This window comes from Microbacterium sp. LjRoot205 (assembly GCF_056175745.1).
The window spans coordinates 297,511-310,868 of sequence record NZ_JBGFFH010000001.1; the positions used below are offsets into that span (position 1 = coordinate 297,511).

Genomic DNA, 13,358 nt, shown 5'->3' on the forward strand with positions numbered 1-13,358 from the left:
CGTGAGCCTTCCCCGCCGCGCACGTCAGCGCCGGGACTCCCTCAAGGAATGGCTGAACACCGCAGCCATCGCCGTGGTGGCGCTGATCTTCGCGTTCCCCTTCATCTGGATGTTCCTCACGGCGCTCAAGCCCGAGAACGAGGTGTTCACCGCGACCCCTCAGATCTTCGGATCGGAGATCCGCTGGGCGAACTTCGTCGAGGCCTGGACGGTCGTGCCGTTCGGTCGCTTCATCCTCAACGGCCTGATCGTCGCGATCCTCGGCGCCCTGCTCTCGGTGATCGTCGCCGTGCTCTCGGCCTACGCGTTCTCGCGGCTGCGCTTCAAGTACCGCGACAAGCTGTTCCTGCTGTTCGTGCTCACGCTCGTGCTGCCTCAGGAGGTGCTGGTCGTGCCCCTGTTCATCATGATCAACAGCTGGGGATGGAACGACAGCTTCGCGGCGCTCATCATCCCGTTCGCCTTCACGGCGTTCGGCACCTTCCTCATGCGGCAGTTCTTCCTCACCATCCCGATGGAGTACGAGGAAGCGGCGCTGATCGACGGTGCGTCGCGCCTGCGCACTCTCTGGTCGGTGCTGCTGCCGCAGCTGGTCGCGCCGCTGAGCGTGCTCGCGGTCTTCTCGTTCATCGGCTACTGGAACTCGTATCTGTGGCCGCTGATCATCATCAACACACAGGACATGGCCACCGTGCCCCTCGGGCTCGGCATGTTCACCGGTCAGTTCGGCACGCAGTGGGCTCTGCTCATGGCGGCGTCGACGCTGGCCGTCATCCCCTCGCTGATCCTGGTGCTGCTGCTGCAGCGGCAGCTCATCAAGGGGGTCACCCTGGGCGGACTCGGAGGACGCTGATGCACACGACACAAGACACCGCCGCGAGACTGCTCGAGGTCAGGGCGGATGCGACGGCAGGAAGCCGCATCGTGCACGTCGAGGCGCAGCTGTGCGACCTTCCGGTCGAGACGGAGCGGACGGATGCGCTGCAGACGTTCGTGAAGCAGGAGACGATCCTCGTGCGACTGCGCACCGCCGACGGCACCGAGGGCATCGGCTACAGCTACACGATCGGCACAGGCGGCGGTGCCGTGCTCAGCCTGCTGCGCGAGACACTGCTGCCGGCGCTGATCGGCCTCGAAGCAGAGCGTCCGGAGGCCGTATGGCTGGCCCTGTTCGGCATCACCCGCGCGACCACCGTGGGGCCGATCACCGCGCTCGCGCTCGCCGCGGTCGACACCGCCGTGTGGGATGCGAAGACGCGGCGATCCGGGCTGCCGCTGTGGGTCGCCGCCGGCGGCGCCTCGCCCTCCGTCCCGGTGTACGACACCGAGGGCGGATGGATGCACTTCGGCACCGATGAGCTCGTGGCGCACGCCGTCGATGCGAAGGAACGAGGCATGGGCGGGGTCAAGATCAAGGTGGGGATGCCGCGGGGCCACCAGGACCTGGAGCGACTGCGGGCCGTGCGGGACGCGGTCGGATCCGGCATGGACATCATGGTCGATGCGAACCAGTCGTTCTCGGTGGCGGAGGCGATCAGGCGCGCTCGTCTCTTCGAAGAGGTCGACGTCTTCTGGTTCGAGGAGCCCCTGCCGGCCGAGGACATCGAGGGGCACCGGCAGCTCGCGCGCTCGACATCGGTGCCCATCGCGGTCGGCGAGAGCATGTACTCGCTCGGGCACTTCCGCGAGCATCTGCAGCGCGGTGGTGCGTCGATCGTCCAGGCCGACGTGGCGCGGGTGGGCGGCATCACGCCGTGGCTGAAGATCGCGCACCTCGCCGAGTCGTTCAACGCCCCTGTCGCGCCGCACTTCCTCATGGAGCTGCACGTCTCGCTCGTGTGCGCGATCCCCAATGCGCTGTATCTCGAGCACATCCCGCAGCTGCGTGCCGTGACGAGGGGCGAGCTGCGCATCGAGAACGGGCGGGCCTGGGCGCCGAACGAGGCAGGGCTCGGGATCTCCTGGAACGACGACGCGCTCGGGCGCCTGGTCGTCGCATGAGCAGTGTCGTCTCCGGAGTCGCGCAGCCCGTCGCGCAGTCGGTCGCGATCGGACGCGGCGGGCTCGCCGCTCCACCCGTCGGGTACGGCGCCGCGGCGCTCGGCAACCTCTATCAGGCGCTGGGCGATGACGAGTGGCCGGGCATCGTGCCTGCGGCGTGGGCAGGAGGCATCCGGTATTTCGACGTGGCTCCGCACTACGGGCTCGGTCTCGCCGAACGACGACTCGGCGACAGCCTGCGGCAGCTGCCGCGCGACGAGTACATCGTCTCGACCAAGGTCGGGCGCCTGCTCGTGCCCCAGGATGCCGCCGGTCGCACCGACATCGACAACCTGTTCGACGTACCCGCCGACCATCGCCGCGTGCAGGACTACTCGCGAGACGGCGCGCTGCGCTCGATCGAGCAGTCACTCGAACGGCTCGGTCTCGATCGCATCGACATCGCACTGGTGCACGACCCCGACGCGCACGAGCGCGAAGCCCTCGAGGGTGCGTTCCCCGCGCTCAGCGAGCTGCGCGATCAGGGGGTCATCACCTCGTTCGGGGCGGGGATGAACCAGAGCGCGATGCTCGCGCGGTTCGTGCGCGAGACCGACGCCGACGTGATGATGGTCGCCGGGCGCTGGACCCTCCTCGACCAGTCGGCCGCCGATGACCTGCTTCCGCTCGCACACGAGCACGACGTGACGGTGCTCGCCGCGGCGGTCTTCAACTCGGGCATCCTCGCGACGGATGCGCCCGCGCAGGACGCGCTCTTCGACTACGGGCCCGCCGAGCTCGCGGTCATCGAACGAGCCCGATCGATCGCGCGCATCGCCCGGCGGCACGGCAGCTCGCTCCCCGAGCTCGCCGCACAGTACCCGCTGGCCCACCCCGCGGTGGCGGCGGTGGTGATGGGCGGCGCGAGCGCCGAGCAGGTCTCGAGGAACAGCCGCCTCGTCGCGCGCCCGGTCGCCGCCGAGGTGTGGGACGAGCTTCGAGAACACGGGCTGATCAGCCGAGAAAGGCACCCCGTACGATGAGACTCATGTTCGGCGACGACGAAGCACGCGGACCGCGGCCGCTCCCGGCGCGGCGCGCCCTCGTCGACGATGTGTACGACGCCGTGCTCGGCCTTCTCATGGACCGCGTGATCGAGCCCGGTGCCCGCGTGAACATCGACGCGGTCGCTCGCGATCTCGACGTGTCGCCCACTCCGGTGCGCGAGGCGCTCACACGCCTCGAGGCCGAGGGGCTCGTCGCGAAGCGCGCACTCAAGGGCTACGTCGCGGCTCCTCTGCTCGACGCTGCGGGGCTCCGTGACCTGTACGACATGCGCGAACTGCTCGAGCCCGAGGCCGCGCGTCGCGCATCGAACCATCTCGACGCCGACATCGAGAGCGAGCTCGCGGAGTCCGTCGTTCAGATGCGTGCAGCGTCGGCGCCCGACGCGGAGGAGAGCTTCCGCAACTACCGCCGGTTCATCGACGAGGATCTGCACTTCCATCACCTGATCGCCGAGCAGGCGCAGAGCCCGCTGCTCTCGGAGGCCATCGTGCGGCTGCGGTCGCACATGCACCTCTACCGCCTGAACTTCCGTCACGACTTCGAAGACGACACCCTCAGCGAGCACGAGAGCATCCTGGCGGCGCTTCGCCGACGCGATCCCGAGGCCGCAGCAGAGGCGATGCGCACGCACATCGCGAAGTCGTACGACAGGCTCGGCCCCGCGATCGCTCGACGCGCCGAGAACGCAAACGAATGATCTGATTTCGCGATCGACATCGCGCAAAGTGCCCGAAATCCCGGGCAAAACCGGCCATTTGCGCGGTCCGGCGCCGACATGATCGACCCGGAACAGCGAAAAATCAAGGTAAACTCGATATCGACACCCGCCCGCCCGCCTGCGCCGCACCCCCGGCCGACGAGCTTTGAGGAGCCGCATATATGCTGACGCTCCTCGCCGTGTTCCTTCTCGGGTCGATCCTGATGCCCGTTCTGGTGCGCTGGCTGGGATCCCAGGCATTCGCCATCGCGGCTCTCATTCCCGCCGCGGCATTCATCCACGCACTGCTGCTCACCCCCCAGGTGCTCGACGGCCCGACGCCCTTCGTCTCGGTCGCGTGGATTCCGCAGCTCGGGTTGAACCTGTCGATGAACATGGATGTTCTCGGCTGGGTGCTGACCCTCATCGTCACGGGTGTCGGCGCGCTCGTGCTGCTGTACTGCCGCTGGTACTTCCACGACGACTCCGCGGGGATCGGCCAGTTCGCCGGTGTGCTGCTCGGATTCGCGGGTGCGATGTACGGCCTCGTCCTGACCGACGACCTGGTCATGCTCGTCATGTTCTGGGAGGTGACGAGCATCCTCTCGTACCTCCTCATCGGCCACTACCGTCGGCGTGCGGCCAGCCGACGAGCTGCTCTCCAGGCGCTCCTGGTCACCACCCTCGGCGGACTCGTGATGTTCGTCGGAGTCGTGCTGCTGGTCGTCGATGCCGGCACCTCGAGCATCCGCGAGATCCTCGAGATCGCTCCCACCGGGGCGATCGTCGATGCCGCCGTGGTGATGCTGCTCGTCGGTGCCATCAGCAAGTCCGCGATCTTCCCGTTCCACTTCTGGCTCCCCGGCGCGATGGCCGCGCCCACCCCCGTGAGCGCCTACCTGCACGCTGCGGCGATGGTGAAGGCGGGCATCTACCTGATCGCGCGCTTCGCTCCGATCTTCGCGTTCACCGGACCCTGGCGGCCGATCATCATCTCGCTGGGGATCGTGACGATGCTGCTCGGCGGCATCCAGGCGCTGCGAGAGACCGACCTCAAGCGCATCCTCGCCTTCGGAACCGTCAGCCAGCTCGGGTTCTTCTCGATCGTGATCGGCTACGGCACGCAGGCGAGCGCGCTGGCGGGTCTTGCACTCGTGATCGCGCACGCGCTGTTCAAGTCGGCGCTGTTCCTGATCGTCGGTGTGATCGACCGCCAGCTGTCGACGCGTGACATCACCGAGCTGAGCGGTGTGGGCCGGCAGGCGCCGGTCATGGCGACTGCGGCATTCATCTCCATCGCCTCGATGGCCGGCATCGCGCCGACCCTCGGATTCGTCGCGAAGGAGTCCACCCTCACAGCCCTCCTCGACGACGCGCTGCACGGATCGCCATGGGGACTCGTCGCCATCATCGGCGTCAGCGTCGGATCCATTCTCACTGCGGCATATGGCATCCGCTTCCTCTGGGGCGCGTTCTGGACCAAGCGCGACGCAGCAGGCGATCGTCTTCCCGACACCGCGTGGCCGGACCCGCCCGTCGGATTCCTCTCGGCGCCGATCATCCTCGCCGGCTTCACGCTGGCAACCGGCATCGGAGCCCCTGCTCTCGACGTCGCGCTCCAGGGATACGCCCTCACGGCCACGCCCGGCCTCGACGCCGAGGGCGTCGCCGCCGAGGGACCAGGGCACCTCGCCCTCTGGCACGGTCTCGAGCCCGCTCTCGGCATCTCGATCCTGTCGATCCTGCTCGGTGCCGCGGTCTTCCTCCTGACCCTGCGCACGGGGTGGGATCGCAAGGCACGGCTGATCCGCTTCACCGCGGCAGACGTCTACTACCTGGTCATGCGCGGCGTCGACCGGCTCTCGGTGCTGAGCACGACCCTCACCCAGCGAGGCTCGCTTCCGGTCTACGTCGGCACGATCTTCGTGGTCTTCGTCGCCGCCGAGATCACGGCTCTCGTCGCCAGCGACATCGACCGCTTCCAGCTCTCGGCCTGGCACACCCCCGCGCAGCTGGTGGTCGCGCCGATGATGGCCGCCGCCGGCGTCATGGCCGTGCGGGCGCAGAAGAGGTACACCGGGGTCGTGCTCGTCTCGATCACGGGTCTCGGCATGGTCGTGCTGTTCGCGACCAGCGGCGCCCCCGACCTGGCGCTGACGCAGATCCTCGTCGAGACCGTGACGATGGTCACCTTCGCGCTCGTGCTGCGTCGCCTGCCTGCGCGAATGGGCGAGCACAACGCCTCCGTCGGTCGCATTCCGCGGGCGCTGCTGGGTGTCGGAGTCGGACTCACCATGGCCCTCGTCGCGGTCGTGGCGACCCAGTCGCGTATCGCGGACCCGATCTCGGCGGCCTTCCCGAAGCTCGCGTACGAGATCGGTCACGGCAAGAACGTCGTCAACGTCGCGCTGGTCGACCTGCGTGGCTGGGACACGATGGGCGAGCTCTCGGTGCTCGTGCTGGCCGCCACCGGCGTCGCCTCTCTCGTGTTCGTCACTCACCGGGCCGACATGCTGTCGGCGACCAAGACGCTGCCCAAGGCGCGGCGCCGTCGAACCCTCAGCCGTCCCCTGGTCGAGACGACCGAGGGCGTGCGCTTCCAGACCGACGAGAACGAGAGCAGCCCCCGCGCCTGGCTCGTCGGCGGACCGAAGATGAACCCGGAGAACCGGTCGATCCTGCTCGAGGTGATCGTCCGCATCCTCTTCCACACGATCATCGTCGTGTCGATCTTCCTGCTCTTCTCCGGCCACAACCTTCCGGGCGGCGGCTTCGCGGGCGGACTCGTCGCGGGCATGGCACTCGTCATGCGCTACGTCGCCGGCGGACGCTGGGAGCTCGGCGCGGCCGCGCCCACGGATGCCGGTCGACTGCTCGGCGCCGGTCTGATCCTCGCGGTCGGCACTGCCGTGGTGCCGCTGTTCTTCGGCCTCGCCCCGCTCACCAGCAACTTCTGGGAATGGGAGATCCCCGGCATCGGCCACATGGAGTTCGTCACCTCGACGATCTTCGACGTCGGCGTGTACCTCGTCGTGATCGGACTCGTGCTCGACGTGCTGCGCAGCCTCGGTGCCGAGGTCGACCGCCAGGCGCAGGAGTTCCGCGAGCGGGGGGTGACCCGCTGATGGATGTCTCACTGACCCTGATCGTGATCATGGCCGTGCTGTTCGCCTGCGGCGTCTACGCGATGCTCGAGCGCAGCCTCACCCGCGTGCTGATCGGCTTCCTGCTGCTCGGCAACGCCACGAACCTGCTGCTGCTCATCGTGATGGGCGTGCCGGGGAGCGCACCGTTCTACGGCGCTGAGGGAGAGGTCAGCGACCCGCTGCCGCAGGCGCTCACCCTGACGGCCATCGTCATCACCTTCGCCGTCTCGGCCTTCCTGCTCGCGCTCATCTACCGCTCGTGGCAGCTGGGCCAGGCCGACACCGTCGAGGACGACGAGGCCGACATCGCGCTCCGCGAGCGCACCGACGCCGACGAAGACCTCATGGACGACGAGGCCGACGCCGCCGACGACGAGGCGACCACCGACTTCGTCGGCGTGCAGACGTCGCCGATCACCGTGCTGCACATGCGCGACCATCCGTCGATCCACGACGACGCTCCGACCGACCGGCCCACCGCGCCCCGGACCGCATCCGCGGGTGCGGATGGGGATGGGGCGGGGGATCCGGACGTGGATGCCGGTCCTGGGGCGTCCGTCCTGGACGGAGAATCGGCCCCGCCCGACGACGACGCGGACGACTCGCCGCGCTCCGACGACTTCCGGACGGATGCCGACACGCACGCGTCAGACGCTCACGAGACCGATGCGGCCGACGCCGCGCATGACACGGCCACCGACACGGCATCCGATGACAGCGCACCTGAGCACACCGACGACGGGGAGGACCGCCGATGAGCGCCCTCGTCCCCCTGCTCGTCGCCCTGCCGCTGCTCGGCGCCGCGGCGACCCTGATCTTCGGCCGCAACCCGCGCCTGCAGGCGTTCGTCACGGTCGCGACGCTCGCGACCGTCTCGGTGATCGCCGCCGTGCTGCTGGTCGTCGTCGATGCGGGAGAACCGCTCGCGGTCTCGGTCGGCGGATGGCCCGTGCCGTTCGGCATCGTGCTCTACGTCGACAGGCTCGCGGCTCTCCTCGTGCTGATCTCGAGCATCGTGCTGCTCGCGGTGCTGCTCTTCTCGATCGGTCAGGGCGCGGCAGACGGCACCGACGAGACGCCGATCTCGATCTTCAACCCGTCATACCTGATCCTCGCCGCGGGAATCTTCAACGCCTTCATCGCGGGAGACCTGTTCAACCTGTACGTCGGATTCGAGATCCTGCTCGTGGCGTCGTACGTGCTGATCACGCTGGGCAGCACCGAGTCGCGCATCCGCACCGGTGCCGTCTACATCGTCGTCTCCCTGGTCTCGTCGATCCTGTTCCTCGCCTCGATCGCGATGATCTACGGCGCACTCGGCACCGTGAACATGGCGCAGATCGCCGAGCGCATGACCGAGCTGCCGCAGGAGACGCAGCTGGTGCTGCACCTCATGCTCGTGATCGCGTTCGGCATCAAGGCCGCGATCTTCCCCGTGTCGTTCTGGCTGCCCGACTCGTATCCGACCGCTCCGGCACCCGTCACCGCCGTGTTCGCAGGCCTGCTGACGAAGGTCGGCGTCTACGCGCTGATCCGCACCGAGACCCAGCTGTTCGCCGAGAACAGCATCGACACCGTGCTGCTGATCATCGCCCTGGCGACCATGATCGTCGGAGTGCTCGGCGCCGTGGCGCAGGCCGAGCTCAAGCGAATCCTGTCGTTCACCCTGGTGAGTCACGTCGGATACATGATCTTCGGTCTCGCGATAGCGACCCCGGCGGCGATCGGCGCGACGGTGTACTACATCGTCCACCACATCATCGTGCAGACGACCCTGTTCCTCGCCGTCGGTCTCATCGAGCGCAGGGCGGGAAGCACCTCGATCCTCCGGGTGAAGGGCCTGCTCAAGGTCGCGCCGGTGATCGCCGTGCTCTACTTCATCCCCGCGATCAACCTGGGTGGACTCCCGCCGTTCTCCGGGTTCATCGGCAAGTTCGCGCTGTTCGAGGCCGCGGCATCCGTGGGGACACCCCTCATGATCGTGCTGATCTTCGGCGGGATCGTCACCTCGCTGCTCACCCTCTATGCGCTGATGCGCGCGTGGAACCTCGCGTTCTGGCGCGAGGAGGACGACTCGACCGAGACCGAGGGGCGCATCTCGTACCTCGGCAACGCCCCGGCCGCCGACGAGCAGCAGGAGCGTCGCCGCATCCCTCGCATCATGACGGTCGCCACCGCCGGCATGGTGGGGGTCACTGTCGCGCTCACCGTCTTCGCCGGTCCGCTCTACGCACTGTGCGACCGCATCGGTGCGGCGCTGCTCGACCCGGTCACCCTCGTGCAGCTGGAAGACGAGGTCGAAGGATGAGCCCGACCGAGACCGGCCGTCACTTCTGGCGGGACATCCGCGTGCAGCTGCCGTTCCTGGCATGGCTCGTCGTGCTCTGGATGCTGCTGTGGAGCCAGTTCACGGTGCTGTCGTTCCTCTCGGGTCTCGTCGTCGCGGTGTTCGTCACGCGCGTCTTCCGGCTGCCGACCGTCGAGCTGTCCGGGCGGATCAACATCTGGTACGCCGCGCTGTTCGTGGTGCAGTTCCTGTTCGCCGTCCTGCGTGGAGCGGTCTCGGTCACGGCGCAGGTGTTCGACTTCCGCCGTCAGCCCGGCGCGGCGATCATCGCGGTGCCGTTGAAATACGCCGACGACCTCATCATGACCCACGTCTCGGTGGTCTCGTCGCTGGTCCCCGGATCGCTGATCGTCGAGGCCGACCGCGACAGGCAGGTGCTCTATCTGCACGTGATCGGGGTTCGCAGCATGGCCGACGTCGAGAAGCAGCGCGAGGGCGTGCTGCGGTGGGAGCGACGGGTCGTGCGTGCGCTCGGGGCTCCCGCGCAGTACCGTGCCCTCAAGGCCGACGAACGCGCGGCGCGTGCCGGTGGTGCCGGCGGGCTGACCAGGGGAGGTGCCCGATGAACGTGCTGATGCTGGCGATCATGGTCGTCTTCGGGGTGGCCGCCATCCTGACGATCATCCGCATCGTGCGCGGCCCCTCGATCCTCGACCGAGCCGTGGCATCCGACGTGCTGCTCACCGAGGTCATGTGCGTGCTCGGCGCCGAGATGGCGATCAACGGTCACACCCGCAACATCCCGGTGCTGCTGATCATCGCCGCCGTGGGTGTCTTCGGTTCGATCTCGGTCGCCCGGTTCGTGGCCAGAAGGGACAACACGACCCCATGAACGTGTTCGGTCTCGCCATTCCCGACGCCGTCATCGACGTCGCCATCCTCGTGCTCATCCTGCTCGGCGCGGTTCTGTGCCTGTCGGCCGCCGTCGGTCTGCTGCGCTTCCGTGACGTGCCCTCGCGACTGCACGCCGCGACGAAGCCCCAGGTGCTCGGCCTCATCCTCATCTGCCTCGCGATCGCCCTGTCGCAGCGCACCGTCGGCGGAATCCTCATCGGGCTCGCGCTCGTCGCCCCGATCGTGCTGATGCAGTTCGCCACGGCCCCGCTGTCGGCCCATATCGTCGGCCGGCAGGCCTACCGCAACGGCACGACCGACGAGCGCAGTCTGGTCGTCGACGAGCTCGCCGAGTCGAAGCAGACTCCGCCGGGCGCCGGCTGACCAGAAGGAAGACGGATGTCAGCACCCCAGGGATGGTACGACGCGGGCACGCCGGGCCGGCAGCGCTGGTGGGACGGCGTGCAGTGGACCGCACATGAGCGCACGGCGCCGCCGACCGCCCCGTCGATGGGGTGGTACCAGGTGCCGGGGACCACAGACGTCCGCTGGTGGGACGGAGTCATCTGGACGCCGTACCGCGTGCGCAAGGGCAAGCCGCGGCCCGACGCCCTGGCGGTCGAGCCGCCGGCGGTGGGGCTGGTGCTCGGCATCGTGTTCTTCATCCTCGCGATGCTGCAGCTGTTGGCGGCGGTCATCACGCAGAGCCCCGGCAACTTCGCCCTTCCCGTGGTCCTGATGTCCATCGCCGTGATCTGGGTCCTCGGCGCCGCGCACACCCGCGCCGTGCGCAGGCTCCCCGCCCCGCAGTCGGCGGCGCTCGTCGACGCCTCCGTGCAGCCGCTGCCCGGCGAGGTCGATGGACCGGATGCCGGGTGGTATCCGGTGACGGGGCAGGCCAGCCGCTGGTGGACCGGTTCCCGCTGGACCTGGTACCTCGGCACGAGATTCGGTCCGCGCCCCGGGCATGCCGGGCCGCGCGGCTATCTCACCTCGATGATCGTCGGCTGGTGCGTGGCCGGCATCGCGGTGATCGGTCTGGTCGTCGCGGTAGCGGGAAGCATCATGGAGCAGGGTCTCGTCACCGGGTTCATGATCGTGTTCGGGGTCATCTTCGCGGTGCTCTTCGGCGGTCTGGGGGCGTTCGCCCTGCTGCTGACGAGGGCGCGACGCAACGCGATGCTCCTTCCGACCACACCCCCGCCGCTGCGCTGAAGCGGACTCGCCGCGCGCCGGCGCGGAGCCGCTTGCTGTTCACAATTCAGCATGAGCCTGTCCGCGTGGGCGTGAAAGGGGCAGCAGGACAGCTCGACACGAGATCCATGCTGAATAGTGAACGACGCCGACCAGTGCTACTTCTCCTGCACTGAACTCTGTTCCGCGCAAGTCATCCCTCGTTGTGCGGACGACGCACTTCGATACCCTGCGCTGTCTGCACACTTCTGCGATGGGGAAGAAACAGAAGACCGTCGCGCAGCGCGCGGACGACGGCTATGCGCATACTGTTCTCAGCCGATCGGATCTGGTGCACCGAGGGCTTACGGGGCGTCTCATCGCCGAGTCAGTCGCGCGAGGAGAACTCCTGCACGTGCGTCGCGATCGATACGCGCTGCCGTCGACCCACCGGGACATCATCGAGGCGGTCCGCATCGGCGGGCGAGTGTCCTGCCTGTCTCTCCTCGCCCTTTTGGGGGTCTTCGTGTTCCGCTGCCGAGAGCTGCATGTGCTCGTGACTCCCGGTTCGTCTCGTCTGCGTGTCGCGAAGGACAGAAAGGTCGTGCTCCATTGGAAGGTGCTGACAAGCGTGCGGGAGAGCCTGCATGCGGCTCCATTGATCGATGCCGTCGCGCACTCTGTGCTGTGCCAGGCTCCGCGCGAGGCGCTCGCCACCTTGGACAGCGTGCTTCATCACGCACTCCTGACCCACGATGAGCTGGCCACGATGTTCGCGGCCCTTCCCGCCCGATTCCGCCCGCTGCTCACGTTGGTCGATCCGTCGGCGGGCTCGGGCCCCGAAACGTTCATGCGATTGCTGCTGCGGACGATGGGCGTCGCATATGAGACGCAGGTGTATCTCGAAGGCGTCGGGTACGTCGACTTCATGGTGGAGGGCTGGTTGATCATCGAGTGCGACAGCAAGGAGTTCCACGAAGGGTGGGAGAAGCAGATGCAGGATCGCGAGCGCGATATCGCCGCGGCCCGACTCGGCTTCATGACCATTCGTCCACTTGCGAAAGACATTCTCGGTGACCAGGCGTCCGTGCGACAGGCTCTCGAGCAGATCATCGCTGTGCTCGGGCCGAGGTTCACCGACGCACCTCGTTCACAATTCAGCAAGAAGCGCCCTTGAGCGGCGTTCGAGTAACGAAACCACGCGGTCTAGACGCGTTCATGCTGAGTTGTGAACTACGCGGCGAAGAGAGTACGAGTCAGAGATCGTCGGCGAAGGCCTGGATCAGGCGGGCCGCCGGCTCGGAGTCGCTGATCAGCGTGCCGTGACCGTGGTCGGGGATGACCCGCAGGTCGGCGCCGGGGATCTCGTCGATGATCTCCCGGCACCAGCTCATCGGCGCGAGCGCGTCGTCTTCTCCGCGCAGCACCAGCACCGGCTGATCGATGCGGGCGAACGCCTTCTCGGGCTGGTGCACGATGGTCGCTCGGATCTTGCGGATGAGATGCGGGCCACCACGGAGGTACTCCCTGGCGCCGCGCCAGATCACCAGCGGTCGCTCGCCGATCAGGTCGGTGAGGAGGTACCTCGCCTGTGAGGCGATGTTGCGCGCTGCCTTGTTGACGGTGGGGCCGGCGAGCACGACGCCTTCGACGAGCGACGGATGCCGGGCGGCGAGCTCGGCGGCGATCTGACTGCCCATGGAGTGACCGATCACGACGACAGGACCCTCGCCGGCGTGCCGGAGATAGGCCGCGACGAGGTCGGCATGGCGTTCCATGGTGAAGGTGCGTGCGGGCTCGGGTGCTTCGCCGAAACCCGGCAGGTCGAGCGCGATGACCCTGCCGCGCAGTCGCTGCACGACATCGAGGTAGACGCTGCGACCCATACCGATGCCGTGCAGCAGCAGGAACGTGCGAGGGCCCTCGCCGAAGGTCTCCGCAATGAGCGTCGCCCCTGCATGCTCGAACTCGAGCAGGGTGACGGGGGTGCCCTTCGGGGCGAGATAGCTGGAGACCACGCACCCACGCTAACCGAGTGGGGGCCTTGCGGCTAACCGGATGCTGCATGCGCCGTATGCCGGTGTGCGGCGAGACGCGCGTGCGCGCCATGCGA

General features: G+C 67.9%; 12 protein-coding genes and 1 pseudogene. 12 read left to right on the top strand and 1 reads right to left on the bottom strand.

Going from position 1 to position 13,358, the window contains the following annotated elements; translation table 11 throughout:
- Position 1 precedes the first annotated feature (1 nt).
- From AC04ME_RS01555 to AC04ME_RS01610, 12 genes and pseudogenes are all read left to right on the top strand, one after another.
- Positions 2–853, top strand: a complete 852-nt coding sequence (locus AC04ME_RS01555; RefSeq protein ID WP_235558889.1) for a carbohydrate ABC transporter permease — start codon at positions 2–4, stop codon at positions 851–853.
- Positions 853–2,001: a mandelate racemase/muconate lactonizing enzyme family protein gene (locus tag AC04ME_RS01560; protein ID WP_475433214.1), complete on the top strand. Its 1,149-nt coding sequence runs from the start codon at positions 853–855 to the stop codon at positions 1,999–2,001. Before AC04ME_RS01555 ends, AC04ME_RS01560 begins: the two co-directional genes overlap by 1 nt.
- Complete coding sequence (locus AC04ME_RS01565; protein WP_475433216.1) at positions 1,998–3,023, top strand: aldo/keto reductase; 1,026 nt, start codon at positions 1,998–2,000, stop codon at positions 3,021–3,023. Before AC04ME_RS01560 ends, AC04ME_RS01565 begins: the two co-directional genes overlap by 4 nt.
- A 5-nt stretch (positions 3,024–3,028) precedes the next feature.
- Positions 3,029–3,745 carry a GntR family transcriptional regulator gene (locus tag AC04ME_RS01570; RefSeq protein ID WP_475433218.1) on the top strand — a complete coding sequence of 239 codons (717 nt, stop codon included), beginning with the start codon at positions 3,029–3,031 and terminating at the stop codon, positions 3,743–3,745.
- A 182-nt stretch (positions 3,746–3,927) separates the two neighbouring features.
- Positions 3,928–6,870 carry a Na+/H+ antiporter subunit A gene (locus AC04ME_RS01575; RefSeq protein WP_475433219.1) on the top strand — a complete coding sequence of 981 codons (2,943 nt, stop codon included), beginning with the start codon at positions 3,928–3,930 and terminating at the stop codon, positions 6,868–6,870.
- Positions 6,870–7,379, top strand: a pseudogene (locus AC04ME_RS01580) (Na(+)/H(+) antiporter subunit C); the annotation flags it as partial. The gene AC04ME_RS01575 and the pseudogene AC04ME_RS01580, both read left to right, overlap by 1 nt.
- Before the next feature lie 266 nt (positions 7,380–7,645).
- A complete protein-coding gene (locus AC04ME_RS01585) occupies positions 7,646–9,199 on the top strand; it encodes a Na+/H+ antiporter subunit D (RefSeq protein WP_042540340.1) in 1,554 nt (517 codons plus the stop codon).
- On the top strand, positions 9,196–9,804 hold the full coding sequence (locus tag AC04ME_RS01590; RefSeq protein WP_056375103.1) for a Na+/H+ antiporter subunit E: 609 nt from the start codon (positions 9,196–9,198) through the stop codon (positions 9,802–9,804). Before AC04ME_RS01585 ends, AC04ME_RS01590 begins: the two co-directional genes overlap by 4 nt.
- Positions 9,801–10,070, top strand: a complete 270-nt coding sequence (locus AC04ME_RS01595) for an MrpF/PhaF family protein (protein WP_042540345.1) — start codon at positions 9,801–9,803, stop codon at positions 10,068–10,070. The genes AC04ME_RS01590 and AC04ME_RS01595 overlap by 4 nt, the downstream gene beginning before the upstream one ends.
- Entirely contained in the window at positions 10,067–10,456 is a 390-nt protein-coding gene (gene mnhG, locus AC04ME_RS01600) for a monovalent cation/H(+) antiporter subunit G (RefSeq protein WP_042540347.1), read from the top strand. Before AC04ME_RS01595 ends, mnhG begins: the two co-directional genes overlap by 4 nt.
- Positions 10,457–10,471: 15 nt before the next feature.
- Entirely contained in the window at positions 10,472–11,287 is an 816-nt protein-coding gene (locus AC04ME_RS01605; protein WP_455903955.1) for a DUF2510 domain-containing protein, read from the top strand.
- Between the two features lie 232 nt (positions 11,288–11,519).
- Complete coding sequence (locus AC04ME_RS01610; protein WP_455903956.1) at positions 11,520–12,422, top strand: hypothetical protein; 903 nt, start codon at positions 11,520–11,522, stop codon at positions 12,420–12,422.
- A gap of 79 nt (positions 12,423–12,501) precedes the next feature.
- Here AC04ME_RS01610 and AC04ME_RS01615 read toward each other — a convergent pair whose 3' ends face one another.
- Positions 12,502–13,263, bottom strand: coding sequence for an alpha/beta fold hydrolase (locus AC04ME_RS01615; RefSeq protein ID WP_475433223.1), 762 nt, complete (start codon positions 13,261–13,263; stop codon positions 12,502–12,504).
- Between the last annotated feature and the right edge of the window lie 95 nt (positions 13,264–13,358).

Coding starts and splice junctions, on each gene's coding strand:
- AC04ME_RS01560 (WP_475433214.1), top strand. CDS start 853: ATGCACACGACACAAGACACCGCCGCGAGACTGCTCGAGGTCAGGGCG.
- AC04ME_RS01565 (WP_475433216.1), top strand. CDS start 1,998: ATGAGCAGTGTCGTCTCCGGAGTCGCGCAGCCCGTCGCGCAGTCGGTC.
- AC04ME_RS01570 (WP_475433218.1), top strand. CDS start 3,029: ATGTTCGGCGACGACGAAGCACGCGGACCGCGGCCGCTCCCGGCGCGG.
- AC04ME_RS01575 (WP_475433219.1), top strand. CDS start 3,928: ATGCTGACGCTCCTCGCCGTGTTCCTTCTCGGGTCGATCCTGATGCCC.
- AC04ME_RS01585 (WP_042540340.1), top strand. CDS start 7,646: ATGAGCGCCCTCGTCCCCCTGCTCGTCGCCCTGCCGCTGCTCGGCGCC.
- AC04ME_RS01590 (WP_056375103.1), top strand. CDS start 9,196: ATGAGCCCGACCGAGACCGGCCGTCACTTCTGGCGGGACATCCGCGTG.
- AC04ME_RS01595 (WP_042540345.1), top strand. CDS start 9,801: ATGAACGTGCTGATGCTGGCGATCATGGTCGTCTTCGGGGTGGCCGCC.
- mnhG (WP_042540347.1), top strand. CDS start 10,067: ATGAACGTGTTCGGTCTCGCCATTCCCGACGCCGTCATCGACGTCGCC.
- AC04ME_RS01605 (WP_455903955.1), top strand. CDS start 10,472: ATGTCAGCACCCCAGGGATGGTACGACGCGGGCACGCCGGGCCGGCAG.
- AC04ME_RS01610 (WP_455903956.1), top strand. CDS start 11,520: ATGGGGAAGAAACAGAAGACCGTCGCGCAGCGCGCGGACGACGGCTAT.